We start from the raw sequence: 17,180 nt of genomic DNA, 5'->3' as shown, positions 1-17,180 counted from the left end.
TTTTCGTGTAATAATAAAGATAAGAAATGCAAAAATATGATAGGAGAGTGTCAGTTATGATTGTAACAACAACAAATGAAATTCAAGGGAAAGAAATTATCGAGTATATTGATATCGTAAATGGTGAAGCGATTATGGGGGCAAATGTTGTCCGTGATTTGTTTGCTTCTGTTCGTGATGTTGTCGGTGGTCGTTCTGGGGCGTATGAGAGCAAGTTAAAAGAAGCGCGTGATGTTGCGATGGCAGAAATGAAAGAGCTGGCAAAACGAAAAGGTGCCAATGCAATTGTTGGTGTTGATGTAGATTACGAAGTTGTTCGTGATGGAATGTTAATGGTTGCGGTAAGTGGTACAGCGGTACGTATATAATAGAAAAAAGGAGGTCCCCTTATAGTAGGCAGCATTTGCTTACTATAAGGGGATTTTTCTTTTAAAAAATCAATTGTTTTTGTATTTAGATAATTTAATATAAATGGAATATACTGTAGACATAAAGGTGTAATATTACTTGTTCGATTAGTAAATAGAGAAGGGGATTGGAGAGAGTACAGTGTATTTTAAGAAATTTGTAGGTATCAGTATGGTAGCGGTGCTTACACTTGGGGGATGAGCGCTTGCAAATCATTAGAAAGTACAAAGGAAGTCAAACAAGAAAGCGCTTCGAAGGGGCAGAAAGAAGAAAAGAATCAAAAGAGTAAAAGTTATGAGATGACATTAGAAAGTGCAGAGTATACTTTACCTGAACGAGATTCAACACCTCTTAATGGACGAGTTCTGAAAGGGAAGGTAGGTATTAAAAATATAGGGAAAGAAGCGTTGAGATTCTCTCCAGACGATTTTGCTCTATATGTCAAAAATGAAAACGTATTCGAAATATGGTGAGGATAGACTTTCTTTTGATGTGGTAGATCCAGGTACAAAAGTATCTGGGGCTATATATTTTGATGTGAAAGAACTTGCAAATAAGGAAAAAGGATTGGAACGCCCTGCTAAAGCGTTAGAAGCTTACTTAAACGCAGGTTTTTACGATAAAGACGTAGATAAAATGAAAGACCTTACAGGTGAAGATGAAGAAAACTCCGATGATTAAAGTTTCACTTTATACAAATTAAGAAAAAAGAAGCAATGCTCAAAAGCGTTGCTTCTTTTCTTCTGTTAAGCAGATTGTCTTTTTACTTTTTCAAGTAAGCGAGCTAATATGTGGGCACGATAAGATTCTAGTTTTCTACCTTCATACGTGCGAATACCTAATTTTTTCAGTTCTTTTACGTACCAACCTTTACTTCCGAAATGCATAGTATCTCTCCCCTTCAAGTTATTTTTTATATTGCTTCTGATTTTTGGAGCGGGACATAGATGAAGGAAGTGAATTTCGTGTAAAATAGTTAACTTTGTTTCAAAAGACATATATACTAAAGGTAGTATATAACGAGGTGGACAGACGTGATTATAGAGAAGCACGAAATTCAAATTGACCAAATTACGAGCGGAAAGGTAAATATTTTTACCTTTTACCGAAATAGAAAGCAAATTGATGATCCGTTTTTAAAATTACAAGAACCATCGCTAACAGCTAACTACTTTTTCCATTTTCATTTGGACGTAGAAGGCTTAAGCATGTTGCAGGAAGAATTTCCAGGCATATATCCGTACGACGGGAATGGAACCATTCACGACTGGACGGAGAAAATGAAACAAGAGTTAACGCGCCAAATTCAAACTGGACAGTGGAATAGACGCGTGCGTATTGGAAATCGTATTCTTGATGTGGTATTTACGTGGTGTGATGAAGAGGTTGAATAAAAAAGAAGCGGAATTACGCTTCTTTTTTAGCGCTGGAATAAAATAAGCTTTCCTGCAGAAGATGTGCAGCGATGTGTTTTTTCATACAATCCTTTTTCTCGTAAGATAGCTTCTCCTTTTAATTTTGCTTCTTTTTCTGTTGCGGCCTCGAACGATTCATCTAATGCTTTAGAACCATCTTTTTCAAAGGCTGTTAGAACGTATACTCCCATGAAAATCCCCCTCCGATTTAAAATCAGAATCTTATAATTATTTTGTCATAAAACGGTAGAATATGCAAAGAAATATATGACATAGCGTGTTACAATAAAGTGAAACTTTTGAAACATAGAAAGGGTCGTTTGTTAGTGAAACAAATAAAGTTTATACATGCAGCTGATTTGCATTTAGATAGCCCGTTTAAAGGTATGGAAATGAGTGTACCAACCTCTATTTGGGAAAGAATGAAGCAAAGTACATTTCGATCATTTGAACGGATCATTGATAAAGCCATTCAAGAGCGCGTTGATTTTGTATTGCTTGCTGGTGATTTATATGATGCGGATACGAGAAGTTTACGCGCACAAGTATTTGTAAGAGAGCAGATGAAACGACTTGCGCAGTATGACATTTCGGTATATATCATTCACGGTAATCATGATCATTTAGGAGGAAGCTGGGCGGCGATTGAGTTTCCAGACAATGTTCATATATTTACTGAGCCATATGTGGAAGAAAAGTCATTTTACAAAGATGGAGAACTTCTTGCTTCTATTTATGGTTTTAGTTATTTACAGCAGGCAGTAACAGATAATATGACAGCGCAGTATACGAAAATGAGCGATGCACCATTTCATATTGGGCTGCTTCACGGCAGTGTAGAAGGGGATGCAGAGCATAACCGTTATGCACCATTTCAAATTCGTGAACTGAAAGAAAAAGAATTTCATTATTGGGCACTTGGCCATATACATAAGCGTGAGATATTGGTAGAGAACCCACCTATCATTTATCCAGGGAATATACAAGGGCGTCACCGAAAGGAAGCGGGTGAAAAGGGTGCATATCTTGTGGAAATGACAGAGCAAGAGACAAGGTGTTCGTTTTTTCACACAGCGGATGTTATTTGGGAAGAGATTGAACTTTCAATTGAGGGACTTGATACTGTTGATGATTTTATGAAGGCTGCTTCAGAAGTGTTGCAGAAACAGCGAAAAGTTGAAGAAGGAATTTTTTTAACTGTTAGTTTGACAGGACAAGGTCCGTTGTCTTCGTATTTACGTGATGAAAAACGTGTTGAAGAGATTTTTCATATTTTAAGTGCTGGAGAAGAGCGCAAAGATTTTGTTTATGTGATGAAGTGGAAAAATGAGACAGCTTCCTTTGCAGAAATCCAGCAGTTAAAGGAAGAAAATCATTTTGTTGGGAGCGTATTGCAAGAGTTAGAGTCTTTTACAAACATGGATACAATCCTTCAAACGATTTGGACATCGCCTGTTGCCCGTAATGTCATTGAGCCGTTTTCAGATGAGGAACAAGCAGAGATTCAAAAGGAAGCAGAAAATATTATATTAGAGCAATTATTCCAGCAAGAGAGGGATACAAAATGAGAATTGAAAAACTCCATATTTATGGCTATGGAAAACTAGAAAATGTAGAAATGGATCTTTCCTTGTTGACGGTGTTATATGGTGAAAATGAAGCGGGAAAATCAACGATTCGTTCGTTTATAAAAAGCATTTTATTTGGCTTTAAGATGAGGGGACAAAAGCGTTATGAACCGAAAGAAGGCGGTAAGTATGGCGGAGCAATTACTGTGATGACGAAGCAGTATGGTCGGCTAAAAATCGAACGCCTTCCGAAAACAGCAAGCGGGGAAGTAACCGTTTATTTTGAAGATGGAAAAATGGGTGGAGAAGAAGTGTTACAAGCTATCACAAAGGGGATGAATGAGCAGTTATTCGACTCTGTTTTTTCATTTGATATGCACGGTTTACAAAATATTCATCAGCTCGGCGAAGCGGAAATTGGAAACTATTTATTTTCAGCAAGTGCGGTTGGAAGCGATGCGTTATTGCGACTGGATAGAAAGCTAGAAAAAGAAATGGATCAGCGCTTTAAACCAAATGGTCGTAAGCCTGAGATTAATGCATCACTGCAAGAGATGAAGAAACTGAAAGAGAATTTGAATGAGTGGCAAGGAAAGATTGGTGCGTATGAAAAACATGTGAAGCAGCTCAAGGAGAGTGAAGAGAAACTTGTTCAAATTCGCCATGAAAAAGAGCGAGCAGAGCAGCGCAAGCAAGATTATGAAATATTGTCAGCACTTCAGCCACTTATGATTGAAAAACGAACTTACGAAATGGTACTAAAAGAGCAGCTGGGGCATTTTCCTGTTTCGGGTATAGCGCGCTATGAATCGATAAAAGCAAAACTTGAACCGCTTCATATACAGCTAGATACACTTCAAGAAAAGATGGACATGGCACAATCGAAAATGAAATCGCTGCAAATAGATGATGCGCTTTTGCGAAAAGAAAGTGATATCGAAGCACTTCGCATGCAGCACATATCATATGAAAATGCACGTCAAGAAATGCGAGAGATGACGAGCCGTATTCAAAATATAAGAGAGGAAATAGAAGAATTACAACATCAAATTGGTGCTAGTTTTGAAGAAGAAAGTGTACGCTCTTTTGATACAAGTCTTGCGGTAAAAGAATTGATTACACAAACGATTCAAAAAGCGAGAGAATTAGAAGTGCGAAAACAGGAGTTAGATCGAAACTTTCAAGTAACGCAGGAGCAATTAGAAGAACAAGAAGAACATATCGCATACATTCGAAAACAAATGTTGTCAGAGGAAGAAAGACAAGCGCTTATGGAGAAAGAAAAATCATTTCAAGGTGGAATCCATATAAGTGCAGAACGTATGCAGCGTAAATATGAAGAAAGAACAAGAGGCACGTTTGAGAAGAAAAAGCGCTGGCAGAAAATTTGTTTTCTATTATTACTAATGAATATAGGGGTTTTACTAACGAGTGTATTTTTAGATAATCGAACTTTGTTATTTACAAGCGTCATTTTCTTTGTATTGATTGTACTGGCATTTGTTTTATATAAAGACCCAGCTTCAGACCGCTTGCAAGAAGAACTGTTAACACTTCAGCAAAACAGTGAGGGGCGGCAAAGTGAAGAAGTTATGTCCATTCGTTATAAGTTAGAAAAAGATGAAGAAATGCGCAAAGTATTTGAGCGAGAAGCTTATAAATTGCAGCAAATAGAAAGAAGCTATGAAAAAATTGTGTCGGCATATGAAGATTGGGAAAGAGATACGTTTCGTGTAGGGGAGCAAGTAGAGGGGTATAAAAAACGTTATCATTTCCCAACCTTTTATACGCATGCGCATCTATTGCCGGCATTTGAGCGAATGGAAAAGATGCAACAATTGTACCGAGAATTAGGAAAGCAGCTTGAGCGAAAAGATGTATTATATGAAATGATTTCGCAATTTGAACATAAACTAGAACATGTTTTGGCAGGAACAGATTTTGATGCACTTCTGAAAATCACTCATCGTATTCAGCAGGAAAAAGAAAAAGTGCAAGAACTGAAACAGTGGCGAGAGAAGCTTGCGGAGTGGCAGGAAGAACATGCAGCCTTACAGCACCAAATGAAGCAGCTTCAATCTGAAAGAGATGGATTATGGAACATGGCGGGAGTTCAGGATGAGGAATCATTTTTAGAAGCAGGGATGCAAGCAGAAAAACGTGAAGATGCAGAGAAACAATTACAGCACCTCTTACCACAAATTGATATGTTAAAGCAGCGCTTAACATATTTATCTTTAGAAGAGAACTATCAAGTAGATGGTTATGAAGACAAATTAAGAGAAGAAAGGCAGCATATACAAACACTTCTGTCGCAAGAAAAAGAACAAACGGAGCGCATTGCAGAGTGCCGCGTAGAAATTGCAAATTTAGAAAAAGGTAATACGTATGGGGATTTATTACATGAATGGGAAATGAAAAAGTCGCATGTACGGGAACAAGTGAAAAAGTGGGCGGCATATGCGGCAGCCAAATCGGTGTTAACGAAAACGAAGCAATATTATCATGAAGTGCACCTTCCGCGCATTTTACAAAAGGCGGAGGAGTATTTTGTTTACTTAACAGGTGAGAAATATAACAAAATCTTTTCACCGTCAGCAACAGAGCCATTTATCGTTCAGCGCAGTGATGGACTTCGTTTTTACAGTTATGAGCTTAGTCAAGCAACGGCGGAGCAACTCTATTTATCACTACGTTTTGCGCTTGCTCATACGTTTGAACATCATTATCCATTTATTATCGATGATAGCTTTGTTCATTTTGACGCGGTTCGGACAGAGCGGACAATCGCGTTAATGAAAGAGATTGCAAAGAAGAGACAAGTCATCTTCTTTACATGCCATGCTCACTTATTATCGTTCTTTACGGAAAAACAGATGATAAAATTAACGCCAGAGCGTAAAGAAAATAGAGTGTAGTGTGCTATACTAAAAGTACTTAAGTTGGTGGAGGAATCAGGATGAAAAAGAAAATTGCAGAATATGAAGTTGGTGAACAAGTCGATCTTTTCTTGCTTATTAAGACAGCAACAAAAGGAATCGCAAGTAACGGGAAGCCGTTTTTAACAGTAATCTTGCAAGACCAAAGCGGAGATATTGAAGCAAAGCTATGGGATGTATCACCGGAAGTGGAGAGACAATATACAGCGGAAACAATTGTAAAAGTAGCTGGTGATATTCAAAATTATAAAGGACGTATCCAGCTTCGTGTTAAGCAAATCCGTGTTGCAAATCCGAATGAAGTAACAGATATCTCAGACTTTGTTGAAAAAGCACCAGTGAAAAAAGAAGATATGGTGGAAAAAATTACGCAGTACATATTTGAAATGAGAAATCCGAACATTCAGCGTCTAACAAGACATTTATTAAATAAGCATCAAAATGATTTCTTAGATTATCCAGCAGCGACGAAAAATCATCATGAGTTCGTATCAGGACTTGCTTACCATGTTGTATCTATGCTGGATTTGGCGAAAGCAATTTCGACGCTGTATCCATCTTTAGATAAAGATTTACTCTATGCAGGTGTCATCTTGCATGACCTTGGTAAAGTTATCGAGTTATCAGGTCCAATTTCGACAACATATACATTAGAAGGAAACTTACTCGGTCATATTTCAATTATGGTGAACGAAATTGGAAAAGCAGCAGAAGAGTTGAAAATTGAGGGAGAAGAAGTATTAATCCTTCAGCACATCGTCTTATCTCATCATGGAAAAGCAGAGTGGGGAAGCCCCAAACCACCATTAGTAAAAGAAGCGGAAATTTTACACTACATCGATAATTTAGATGCAAAAATGAACATGATGGACCGCGCTCTTGGACGCACAAAACCAGGCGAATACACAGAACGCGTCTTTGCGCTTGATAACCGTTCGTTCTATAAACCGAAGTTCCAAACGTATTATGACAAGTAATGTTAGTTAATAATTACATTTACTTGCCCACGTGATTTTAAAAAGGGATTATATTGGTTTACGGCAGTTTTCTCTATAGATTTAGTTAGATGTAAATAAATCTATAGAGGAATGCCCGAACCATTCCGATACATACTTACAGATTTGCATCATTTTGTAATAGATGTATAGCGTGGTTGTGTTTTAACCCGTACAATGTGATGGGGCTAAAACTTTTACTTTATCTCCTCCTTCTTCCTATTTATTTATGAGCGAAAAGATATGAGAAAATACTTTCATAATACTTAGAAGTTTGAAACTGCTAAACTTAGTATAAACATCAAAAATGGCTTGCACACATTCAAATGACGAAAATCGTTGCATTTGATTATAAACATATAAACAATGTTGTTGGTATTGACTTAGGAATCAACTTTCTTGTTACCACTTTTCCCTTCAAAAATTTTTGTATGCCCCCTACAAACTCTAATTGATTACCATAACGTTTATGAATGTAGCTCTTCATATATTCTTCCCAACTCTTACCTTCACCTGTAATAAGTAATACTTTTTTATTTTCCAATTCCGACAGCGTAAACCACCGCTTTTTCTCAGCAATCAGTGGTTTTATACCAAAGGGAACGAAGAATAAAGCCTTAAAGATCCGTTGCTTATTATGAGTTGATTGCGAATCTTTTATTATATGCAGGTGCTTTGAGAGTATCTAACGTATAATTATGGTTTACAATTTTCTCAATTGGCCTTTCGTGCTTATGGGAAAATCTGAATATATAAAATATTTATAAGAAGGAAAACGAATTGCTTTAAGTTCATCAGGAAAGGCTCGTTATGTGGATTCGTATAAATACTACATATAAACTACTCATTGCTCTAGGTAAACTACTGAATAACTCCATACAAACTCCAGATAGTGTCTATAGAATAAAAAATATCAAGGAGGTTAGAAAAAATGAATTTTATAAAACGCGCAATTCTAAGTATGAAAAAACGAAAGGGAACGTCATTCATTTTGTTAGGTGTCTTTTTAATTGTTACAAATTTAGTGTTGGCAGGATTTACAATTCAAAACGCATCAAAAAAGGCAGCCGAATCAGCAAGAAAAAAACTGGGCACAGATGTCACTTTGAGTTTTGATTATGATAAGGCAGAAAAAGCAAGGGGAACTGGAGGAATGCCTCATCCACCAAACCTCAATGCAAAATTAGCAAGTCAATTAGGAAAATCTCAATATGTAAAAGACTACAATTATACAGCAACTACGCTAGGCATTCCGGATGGTTTTAAATTAGTAGGATCTTTAGAAGAACAGGAAGGACCTACAGAGAAGAAGAGTATAAAAGGAGACGTAGATTGGAACTCTTCTTTTGTCATAGAAGCAATTCGTAAGATTTCTCTAGAAGAAAGTTTTAAAAATGGAAAAAGTAAAATTATTGATGGGAAACCTATTACAGAAAAGATGATAGATCAGAATGTCATTTTGATGGAAAAACGTTTAGCAGAACAAAATAAATTGAAAATAGGAGATAAGGTTAAAATTCGATCAGGCGAAGATAAGAAGAAATCTCTTGAAGCTGAAATTATTGGTATTTATGAAACAGAGAAGCAGGCATCAATAATAGGTGGAAGTGTCTCACCTATGATGGAGCCAGCTAATAAAATATATATGCCACACTCTACTTTAAAAAAATTAGAAGCAGGGCAAAAGGCCAGTAGCTCCGTGATGCAAGCTGTGTATTATTTGAAAGACCCAAAAGACATTGATGCATTTAGACAAGAAGCAAAACAATCGGATATTGATTTTAATTATTTTAAGTTAGATGCAAATGACGCTTTGTACAAAAAAATGATAAATCCTATTGAAAATATTTCTTCTATCTCTCAAATGATTATCTATATTGTATCTATTGCGAGTGCTATTATTTTGGGGTTAATTATTATGTTATCGATTAAAGCACGTCGTAAGGAAATGGGGATTCTATTGTCTATTGGAGAGAAAAAATGGAAACTAATAGCGCAGTTCATAGTAGAAGTAGCATGTGTTGCTATTTTAGCATTTGGATTATCCATAACAACAGGATCTAAAGTTTCGCAATTAATGGGAGATATTTTGCTCTCAAATGAAATCGCTACAGCAAGCGGAGAAGAAGATGAAAATGATAAGACAATATTTGTTGGAGCTGATGGTTCTGTACAAGAGACCAAAAAAGCAGACCCAGTTGATAAAATTGATGTAAATGTAACAGGAGAGGATTTAGGGAAAATGGGGGGGATTGGATTAACTATTGCTATATTAGCAACTATACTTCCAGCCTTATCAATTCTACGTTTAAACCCGAAACAAATCCTGTTAAAAGATGAATAAGGAGGATCAGCATGGAGACAATTTTACTATTTAAGAACTTAACTTATTATTATGAAAGTGACGAAAAAAGAGTAACGATATTAGATAATGTTACTTTTTCTTTTCAAGCAGGGCATTTTTACACAATCTTAGGGCCGTCTGGATCTGGTAAAACCACAGCGCTTAGTTTAGGCTGTGGTTTGGATACACCAAAAAGTGGCTATGTACTATATAGGGGGAGGGACATTCAAAAGATTGGTTTGGATCGATACCGTAATCAATATGTATCCGTGATTTTTCAATCCTATAACTTACTTACCTATATGACCGCTCTTCAAAATGTACTAACGGCAATGGAAATTACAGGTGTTAAGGTGCAAAATAAAAGGAAAAGGGCATTAGAATTGTTAGAAAAGGTAGGCCTTACAGAAGCAGAGGTGAATCGTAATGTTCTGCAATTAAGTGGTGGACAACAGCAACGCGTAGCAATTGCTCGAGCACTATCTTGCAATGTAGAGTTACTTATTGCTGATGAACCAACAGGGAACCTTGATGAAGAGACAGCACAAGAAGTGATTCGATTGTTTCAGGAGCTTGCTCATCAAGAGAATAAATGTGTTATTGTTGTAACACATTCACGAGAAGTGGCAGAACAATCGGATCGAACCATTTACTTACGCCAGAAGAGATTAGTAGTAAAAGATATTAATAATCCTTAAAAAATAGGGAGCTGTCCCAAAAGCGGTTATTTTTTTGATTTTCTTCCTCAAACGAGCATTTTTTCTGCCTGTTTGAGGAAGTTGTGGGCTATGGCAATCATCCAAAACTCAACCGTCCTTAATTTGTTGGAATGTATGCTGGATATTTTGTTGAAGTTTCTCTTCTATAGTTATCTGTTGCTTTTCTCCATACGAAAGAATATTTATCTTTCATTCGTTCTGAACAAATGCGATTAATCGTTCGAAAATCCGGCATTTGTTGCCTAGATCGCTACACCATTGGTAAGTGTTCTCGTAATGATTTGGCAATATCACGGCAAGAATAGATTTTTTGCGTATATGCATAGAGAATCACTTTTGTCATCATTTTCGGGTGGTAGGAACTACGGCCACCCCCTTGATAACGAGAAAAGAATAGATTATCATTGACTTGTTCTACCATCTCATGGATTATGATTTTCGGGAATTAAATCGCTATAATCCATTGGTAGCATCAGTTGCCACAGGTTATAATGAATGAAAGTAGCTGAATGGTTACTCATAAAAAAAGAAGGGCTATCCCATAAGCCGGTTTCACCGACTTATGGGATAGCCCCATTTTTTACATATTGGAATGTTAATGAAAAATTGCACCCCATTTTCTATATTGCTTATAGAATACGAGATACCTAGCGTTTCGAAAATTTGTTTGACGATATAAAGACCTAAACCACTCCCTCCCGTATTTCGACTTCTTGATTTTTCGACCCGATAAAATGGTTTGAAGAGATGTTGTATATCCTCTTCTTTAATCTTTACACCTGTATTGATGACCTGCATTTGAATTTGATTTTGTTTAGCATTGCTGGATAATTTTATATAAACTTTCTCTTTAGGTGGTGAATACATCACTGCATTATGAATAATATTTTTACAGGCTTTTTCTAAGAGAACAGGATCTGTAAAAATAAACTCGTTAAAATCAATTTGCTTTTTAATTTGAATGTCCTTTTGAGAAGCAAAAAATCCGAGATCTTTAGTAATTCTATCTATTAATTTTGATAGCTTTACTTCTTTTAATTGTGGTTTAAAGGTGTGTTGTTCTAATTTTGCCATACTTAAAATTTCGTGAACCAATCGCTCCAGATTTTCAATAATTTGATGATTTTTCTGTAAGTATTGGTTACGATCTTGATACGGGCCAATATTATATATCATTCCTTCTACGTATCCTTTCATAACCGTTAGCGGAGTCTTTAATTCATGTGCTACCGTAGCAAAAAATTCTCTTCGTTTTGCTTCTACTTCTTTTTCTTTTTCAATATCGCTTTTTAATTGCTGATTTGCTCTTTTTAGGTTGAGCATAGCCTGCTGTAAATTAATGGACATATCGTTCAAACTATTAGATAATTCCCCTAATTCATCTGTGGAACGAACTTCTATTTTTTCTGAAAAATCTAATTTCGCCATTTTTTGTGCACCTTCATTAATATAAATGAGAGGCTTTGTAATTAACCTTGAATAGAAATAAGCACTTCCTATACCAATCACAAGTACAATGATACTAATATAGGGAAGAAAACGTACCAAGACCTGTGATGCTTCATCAATAGGTTGAAATGTTGCGAATACCATAAGTATTAAGTTAGCATCTTGGAATTGAATGGGTACCGTAACATCATATAAATTACGAGTGGTATCTGAGCTACCTATGGGTCTTACTTTTTCAATAATGATTGTTTGGCTATCTTTTGGAACGGAAGGAAATGAAGGAGAATAAATAACTACACCTTCTTTATTTTGAAGATAAATCAATACGTTATTTTTTTCTGCATATTCATCAAGAAGTGGCAAAGCATCTTGAAACGCAAGGTTTTTAGATTTACCAATAATTTCTTCTATCCCTGTTTGAAGCTGGTCTGTTTTGTATTGCTCATAAAATGTAGGGAGAAAGAAGTATAAAGTTAAATAAATTAAGGCGGCAAAAGTTAACAAAATAAGAGATGTAGTTATAAAAAGCTTATAGGTAATCTTCTTCATCTTCATAATTTTTACCATCTTACCCATCGATTTTATAACCAATGCCTTTTACTGTTTTAATGTAGGGCGTATTTAATTTTTTTCGTATGTTTTTAATGTGTGTATCAATGATACGAGTTTCTCCATAAGGTTCATATCCCCAAACCCTTTCTACGATGTTTTCTCTGGTGATGACTTTTCTCTTATTTTTTAGTAGTAGTTGTAGAATTTCAAATTCTTTTGCTGTTAAAGAAATTTCCACTTTATTTACATATACCTTATATGTATCACAATCGACATGTATTTCTTTAAAAGATAAATGATTATCTGTACGCTCGCCATAGCTTCTTCTCAGTACTGCTTCGACTCGCCTGATGAAAACATGAAAAGAAAAAGGTTTTGTAATATAATCATCTATACCAAGATCGAACCCCTTCATTTGGTCTTGTTCTTCTTCTAAGGCCGTTAGTAAAATAATTGGTATATTTGACTGGTTTCGAATTATATTGGCAACTTCAAATCCATTGAGATTTGGCATCATCACATCTAAAAGAATTAAATCAAAGGGGTGTTTATTAAATTGTTTCATGCCCTCTAGTCCATCTGATGCAACTGTAACAATATACTGTTGCGTTATTAAAAATTGCTTAATTAGTTCTTGAATTTCTTCATCATCTTCTATTACAAGAATATGATAATTCATTATAATATCACCTCTTGTATTCAGTATATCCGTAGTATCTGTAGTTTGATATGGAATAGGAGAATGGAAAGAACTTTATATCTGTGAGATTTACACCCATTCTTCTTTAAAAGGTGACACAGGAGGATTTGAACCTTTGTTATTTCGTGGGTGTTTCTCTGAATAGCTTGATACAAAAAAGATAGATGTTTGTTTTGTGCAAGTGCGGAAAAATGCAAAAGGTTACAGCGAACAGTGCAGAGGCTAACAGTTCAACTTTTTAAAGGGAATAGATAACGCATCGCGTACACAATCGCTTTCCGCTGTAAATGATGTGGGCATGATAAAGCAAGCGATTTATCATGCTTAAATCAATCAGTGATCACTAAATATCCGATTCCATCACCTAATTTCTAAATTCGAAGTAACAATCACCCTTTTTTGCTTATAACAGTCAGCGAAAATATAAAATAGGCACGCCGCATTTATGACCTTTATAACTGAGTTAGTCAAAGTAGAAACTCCATTCCTGTTTTCAGCATCATAAAAAATAAAATTCTACTACTTAATTAAAATGATAGATCCTTCCCCCTTTTTTTAACAATCTTGAAAATCAGACAGAGAAAAGAAATCTCAATCTTTTTATCAACGCATATATAAATATATTCTCACATATTCAGAAGTAATGACAGTTTGAAAATTCCCTTTTTCAAATGTAAAAAAGACCTCCAAATTGACTTTTTCACTCTGAAGTAAGTTGAAAGAGCGAATTACGAGAGTTAGTGACCAATTCAGATCATTTCCCTTTTTACATCAAGAAATAGATAAGATGCTGTAAGAATATGAGCCGTCTGAATATCATATAATTTATCCCGCTATTTTAGGGCAGCCCGATTGGTGAAGGCTCATAATCAGTGGGGATGAAGAAAACCCCCGCTGATTAAAGTGTCACTTTATATTTAACCGAAAAACTTTGAGGCCAATTCATCTCCCGCCTGCTCACTTCGCGTCCTTGAGGAAGGAATCTTCTTGGATAAAATGATAAAACTTATTATTTCATCTTTTAATATTAAAAGTTCGTGGAACGATAAATATGAATATTTGAATAAAAACTTACAATTCATATACTTAATTTTCTAAACTAAATCATATTAAATTGATTTATCTTTTGGTATCCAAACTTGTTTGACGCTCTAGTATTGAAAATGAATGCCGAAGTAGAAACCTTAAAATAAAAAAAACGTCTAATGAGTATCAAAAATTCTAACTTGATTCCCTCTCATTTTTAATATAGTCTGTATCTTGAGTCTGTATCTTGACAAGGAATTCCATTTAAACTCATTATTTTCACATTAGATACATACGTAACATATAGTTTACTTATGATTGCAAATAAAATATGTTTCGCATAGAGAAACGTTGCTATCCAAAAATGTCAAGAGCCCCCAATAGGTCAACAGGGACGGGTGAATTAAGACGCATCTTAATGTAGATGGTTTTAAACTTATTGCTGTACAGTGTTAAACTCAATAAGCGGGGTTTTTATGATAAAACGAACCGTTTATTTTTAATATAAATATTACACAAAAAGAAAGGGTGCATCTTTGTGAAAAAAAAATGGGTCTATCAAAATAAAATAAAAGTTATTTTAGGTATGTTAACTTTTATTTTATTTTTAGGGGGAACGTATATATATTCTAAAATTCAAAATTTTGGTGAAAGAACATATCAAGAACTCGAAAGAGGACGAAAATCCATGAAAAGAGAACATAAAATCTCCCCTTTAAAAGATAATGTTTCTGTTTTAATCATGGGAGAAGACAATAGCGAAACCAGAGAAGGAGAATATGGAAAGAATGCAAGGACAGATGCATTAATGGTTGCTACGATTAATAAAGAAACTTCTGCAATCAATTTGTTAAGCATTCCACGTGATACTCGTGTCTATATACCTATAAAATCAAAAGAAGATAAAATTGCACATGCACATGCATTTGGTGGCATAGATAGTACAGTAGATACTGTTGAAAAGTTTTTGGATATTCCTATAGATTATTATATTAAATTTAATTTTGATTCCTTCTTAAATCTTATTGATACAATTGGAGGAATTGATGTAGATGTTCCGGTCACATTTACAGAACAAGATAGCAAAGACCAAGCTGATGCTATTCATTTAGAAAAAGGATATCAGCATTTAAATGGTGAACAGGCTCTAGCCTTGACTAGGACACGCCATATTGATAATGATTTTATGCGTGGGCAACGCCAACAATTAGTTATAGAGGCGATTGCTGAAAAACTATTAACCATAAAATCATTAAATAAGTTTAATAGCATATTGGATGAAATTAGTCCACATATGTCTACCAATCTATCCACAACAGATATATTTTCTATTGCTAAAACCATGATGGATCACCCACCTAAAATTAACAAAATGCAAATAAAATGTAGTGATAAATACATAGATGGTATATACTATGCACAACCTAATAAAGAAAGCGTTCAGCAAATTTCAAAAAATTTAAAACAGGAATTACAAAAAATAGAACCTTAATTATATTACGAGGGTGTCCCAAAAAAGTTATGGGACACCCTTTCCCGGTACTATATATACATGTACAACAACAATAAACCTATATACGGTATTTCGTTTGATGGAAAGTACCCTTTTGGAAATCTGTTTTTGTAATCCACGTTGTGACCAACTTGCGTGTAGACTTTGATGCGCTTGCACATGCGTCTCATCTTGATAGAGAAGAACCATGTTTAATCAAGGGAATTGGATCTCGGACGAGTATAACTTAAATTCCCCCCCAAGCATGTGTAAAATGTCTGTAGTCGATATCTCTATATTATACGTACGAGACAATTTAATCCTAATTCTTTCGTAAGACGCTACACTTTTTATCCCGCTATTTTAGGGCAGCCCGATTGGTGAGGGCTCATAATCAGTGGGGGATGAAGAAAACCCCCACTGATTAAAGTTTCACTTTATGATTTCCTTTGTGTCCGTGATTCGAAGGTGATGGAATGTTAAAGGTTGTAGCGCGCTCTCTAATAGACGCCCCTTGTTCATTCATATAATGGAGTGCGTCTAGTTGATACTAAAAAGTGTATGATGTATAGCTTTTTTAAACGCTTTTTCTCCGTGAAATGGATACGATAGAATCTATGTTCGAAAGACAGGGGGGGGTAGAATTTGTAATATTTTTTGGCTTTCTTTGCCATTCAAATAACGTTTTCCGGTTTCTATTTTCTCTTCAACTGTAAATTTACTTATAAGAAAAAACACCCCAATGGTTAGACTGTGTCTAACCATTGGGGTGCACTCCACATTTGGGAGTTCCAAATGAGGGGAAAAGGAAAAATGTTTAAAACTTGTTGAGGGGATGATGATATCTTCTCATAAAAACATTGTGTAGAACACTACAAAACTTTCCTTTTACAAAAGAAAAAATAAAATGTATTCTATTCATTTACTGTGATAAAATCTAAGTTCGCATATAGGTTATTTAAAATCAACAATTAAGATATCTAATTGAGAAAAATGTTTTAGTCAATCTCAGCACTGTTATCAGTTCCCGACAGAATACTTCCACTTCAAAGAATGTGTAGAGCATAGCCTAATGAGTAAGTGGGAGAGAAATGTCGATTGGTATTAGCCAACATCTTTGCTATAGAACGAATTCAAGCGTGGTTGCTTGTTGGGTAAATAGAACTTGCCTGGTGGCTGTCGTTCGCCTACACCATTCGAAAGTCGCAGAAAGGATAAACTATCAAATCTGTGGCACGAAAACCAAGTGTCAGACCAAAAACAAGACGGCAAATACCATGCGAATTTCGTATTAACCGTAGGAATTACGGGGATAGTCTACTAAATAACCGATGGGTACATCGGTGTTCGTAGGAACCTTCCACTTCAAGCGTTAGTTAAGTGGGGGGGAGTTCAAAAAAGTATCATTTAACTGGCAAAGAATAATATGTTATAGGAGGGGAAAAATATGAAGTTTTTTTTAATCCTTTTTGGAATTTTTCTTATTGCTATAGCTTTAATGTTTGGTGGAATTGCTTCTGTTATAAAAGTGGTAAAGCGGTATTTGCTAAGTTCTAAATAATATTTTGTAGGT

At 35.3% G+C, this 17,180-nt stretch carries 14 protein-coding genes and 4 pseudogenes; 10 read left to right on the top strand and 8 right to left on the bottom strand.

Annotated features, from left to right (window positions below):
- Positions 1-56 precede the first annotated feature (56 nt).
- The 3 genes from MR056_RS05985 (at position 57) to MR056_RS05975 (ending at position 1,089) form a co-directional block, all read left to right on the top strand.
- Entirely contained in the window at positions 57-368 is a 312-nt protein-coding gene (locus tag MR056_RS05985) for a heavy metal-binding domain-containing protein (RefSeq protein ID WP_011983880.1), read from the top strand.
- Positions 369-605: 237 nt separating this feature from the next.
- Complete coding sequence (locus MR056_RS05980) at positions 606-881, top strand: DUF4352 domain-containing protein (RefSeq protein WP_011983881.1); 276 nt, start codon at positions 606-608, stop codon at positions 879-881.
- Positions 847-1,089, top strand: coding sequence for a DUF5105 domain-containing protein (locus MR056_RS05975; protein ID WP_041809502.1), 243 nt, complete (start codon positions 847-849; stop codon positions 1,087-1,089). The genes MR056_RS05980 and MR056_RS05975 overlap by 35 nt, the downstream gene beginning before the upstream one ends.
- 65 nt (positions 1,090-1,154) lie before the next feature.
- Here the strand turns inward: MR056_RS05975 and MR056_RS05970 are convergent, their stop codons facing one another.
- Positions 1,155-1,295, bottom strand: a complete 141-nt coding sequence (locus MR056_RS05970; RefSeq protein WP_011983883.1) for a YflJ family protein — start codon at positions 1,293-1,295, stop codon at positions 1,155-1,157.
- A 147-nt stretch (positions 1,296-1,442) separates the two neighbouring features.
- On the opposite strand from MR056_RS05970, the gene MR056_RS05965 reads away from it, so the two are divergent.
- The gene (locus MR056_RS05965; RefSeq protein ID WP_011983884.1) at positions 1,443-1,802 is read left to right on the top strand and encodes a hypothetical protein; all 360 of its coding nucleotides are present in this window, start codon (positions 1,443-1,445) and stop codon (positions 1,800-1,802) included.
- Between the two features lie 26 nt (positions 1,803-1,828).
- Here MR056_RS05965 and MR056_RS05960 read toward each other — a convergent pair whose 3' ends face one another.
- On the bottom strand, positions 1,829-2,014 hold the full coding sequence (locus MR056_RS05960) for a YhzD family protein (RefSeq protein ID WP_011983885.1): 186 nt from the start codon (positions 2,012-2,014) through the stop codon (positions 1,829-1,831).
- A 135-nt stretch (positions 2,015-2,149) separates the two neighbouring features.
- Here MR056_RS05960 and MR056_RS05955 point away from each other — a divergent pair, with 135 nt between their 5' ends.
- From MR056_RS05955 to yhaM, 3 genes are read left to right on the top strand one after another with little or no spacing between them, the layout of a single operon-like run.
- Positions 2,150-3,391, top strand: coding sequence for a metallophosphoesterase family protein (locus MR056_RS05955; protein WP_011983886.1), 1,242 nt, complete (start codon positions 2,150-2,152; stop codon positions 3,389-3,391).
- Positions 3,388-6,309 (top strand): ATP-binding protein, encoded by a 2,922-nt coding sequence (locus MR056_RS05950; RefSeq protein WP_011983887.1) that lies wholly within the window; start codon positions 3,388-3,390, stop codon positions 6,307-6,309. Before MR056_RS05955 ends, MR056_RS05950 begins: the two co-directional genes overlap by 4 nt.
- Before the next feature lie 41 nt (positions 6,310-6,350).
- On the top strand, positions 6,351-7,307 hold the full coding sequence (gene yhaM, locus MR056_RS05945; protein WP_011983888.1) for a 3'-5' exoribonuclease YhaM: 957 nt from the start codon (positions 6,351-6,353) through the stop codon (positions 7,305-7,307).
- A 2-nt stretch (positions 7,308-7,309) separates the two neighbouring features.
- Here yhaM and MR056_RS22820 read toward each other — a convergent pair.
- Positions 7,310-7,521: pseudogene (locus tag MR056_RS22820) on the bottom strand (site-specific integrase); the annotation flags it as partial.
- A gap of 735 nt (positions 7,522-8,256) precedes the next feature.
- On the opposite strand from MR056_RS22820, the gene MR056_RS05935 reads away from it, so the two are divergent.
- Together MR056_RS05935 and MR056_RS05930 are read left to right on the top strand one after the other, a co-directional pair.
- Positions 8,257-9,669, top strand: coding sequence for an ABC transporter permease (locus MR056_RS05935; protein ID WP_011983890.1), 1,413 nt, complete (start codon positions 8,257-8,259; stop codon positions 9,667-9,669).
- 11 nt (positions 9,670-9,680) lie between these two features.
- Complete coding sequence (locus MR056_RS05930; RefSeq protein WP_011983891.1) at positions 9,681-10,367, top strand: ABC transporter ATP-binding protein; 687 nt, start codon at positions 9,681-9,683, stop codon at positions 10,365-10,367.
- Between the two features lie 271 nt (positions 10,368-10,638).
- On the opposite strand, the gene MR056_RS22815 is transcribed toward MR056_RS05930, so the two are convergent.
- The 5 genes and pseudogenes from MR056_RS22815 to MR056_RS05910 form a co-directional block, all read right to left on the bottom strand.
- Positions 10,639-10,809, bottom strand: coding sequence for a transposase (locus MR056_RS22815; RefSeq protein ID WP_011983892.1), 171 nt, complete (start codon positions 10,807-10,809; stop codon positions 10,639-10,641).
- Between the two features lie 131 nt (positions 10,810-10,940).
- Positions 10,941-12,038 (bottom strand): annotated as a pseudogene (locus MR056_RS05920) (sensor histidine kinase); the annotation flags it as partial.
- A 68-nt stretch (positions 12,039-12,106) separates the two neighbouring features.
- Positions 12,107-12,413 (bottom strand): annotated as a pseudogene (locus MR056_RS22550) (two-component sensor histidine kinase); the annotation flags it as partial.
- Positions 12,406-13,071 carry a response regulator transcription factor gene (locus MR056_RS05915; protein WP_176371923.1) on the bottom strand — a complete coding sequence of 222 codons (666 nt, stop codon included), beginning with the start codon at positions 13,069-13,071 and terminating at the stop codon, positions 12,406-12,408. The pseudogene MR056_RS22550 and the gene MR056_RS05915, both read right to left, overlap by 8 nt.
- Positions 13,072-13,088: 17 nt before the next feature.
- Positions 13,089-13,256, bottom strand: a pseudogene (locus MR056_RS05910) (IS4 family transposase); the annotation flags it as partial.
- Between the two features lie 1,397 nt (positions 13,257-14,653).
- On the opposite strand from MR056_RS05910, the gene MR056_RS05905 reads away from it, so the two are divergent.
- The gene (locus tag MR056_RS05905) at positions 14,654-15,607 is read left to right on the top strand and encodes an LCP family protein (RefSeq protein WP_011983895.1); all 954 of its coding nucleotides are present in this window, start codon (positions 14,654-14,656) and stop codon (positions 15,605-15,607) included.
- The last annotated feature ends 1,573 nt before the right edge of the window (positions 15,608-17,180 follow it).

The organism is Bacillus cereus group sp. BfR-BA-01360, assembly GCF_022663595.1.
GTDB lineage: Bacteria > Bacillota > Bacilli > Bacillales > Bacillaceae_G > Bacillus_A > Bacillus_A cytotoxicus.
The sequence above is the reverse complement of the archived record's forward strand: the minus strand, read 5'-3'. Positions and strand labels throughout refer to the sequence as shown.

Excerpts from the sequence above, each read along its gene's own strand:
- MR056_RS05985 (WP_011983880.1), top strand. The coding sequence starts at position 57 with ATGATTGTAACAACAACAAATGAAATTCAAGGGAAAGAAATTATCGAG.
- MR056_RS05980 (WP_011983881.1), top strand. The coding sequence starts at position 606 with ATGAGCGCTTGCAAATCATTAGAAAGTACAAAGGAAGTCAAACAAGAA.
- MR056_RS05975 (WP_041809502.1), top strand. The coding sequence starts at position 847 with ATGTCAAAAATGAAAACGTATTCGAAATATGGTGAGGATAGACTTTCT.
- MR056_RS05970 (WP_011983883.1), bottom strand. The coding sequence starts at position 1,295 with ATGCATTTCGGAAGTAAAGGTTGGTACGTAAAAGAACTGAAAAAATTA.
- MR056_RS05960 (WP_011983885.1), bottom strand. The coding sequence starts at position 2,014 with ATGGGAGTATACGTTCTAACAGCCTTTGAAAAAGATGGTTCTAAAGCA.
- MR056_RS05950 (WP_011983887.1), top strand. The coding sequence starts at position 3,388 with ATGAGAATTGAAAAACTCCATATTTATGGCTATGGAAAACTAGAAAAT.
- yhaM (WP_011983888.1), top strand. The coding sequence starts at position 6,351 with ATGAAAAAGAAAATTGCAGAATATGAAGTTGGTGAACAAGTCGATCTT.
- MR056_RS05935 (WP_011983890.1), top strand. The coding sequence starts at position 8,257 with ATGAATTTTATAAAACGCGCAATTCTAAGTATGAAAAAACGAAAGGGA.
- MR056_RS05930 (WP_011983891.1), top strand. The coding sequence starts at position 9,681 with ATGGAGACAATTTTACTATTTAAGAACTTAACTTATTATTATGAAAGT.
- MR056_RS22815 (WP_011983892.1), bottom strand. The coding sequence starts at position 10,809 with ATGGTAGAACAAGTCAATGATAATCTATTCTTTTCTCGTTATCAAGGG.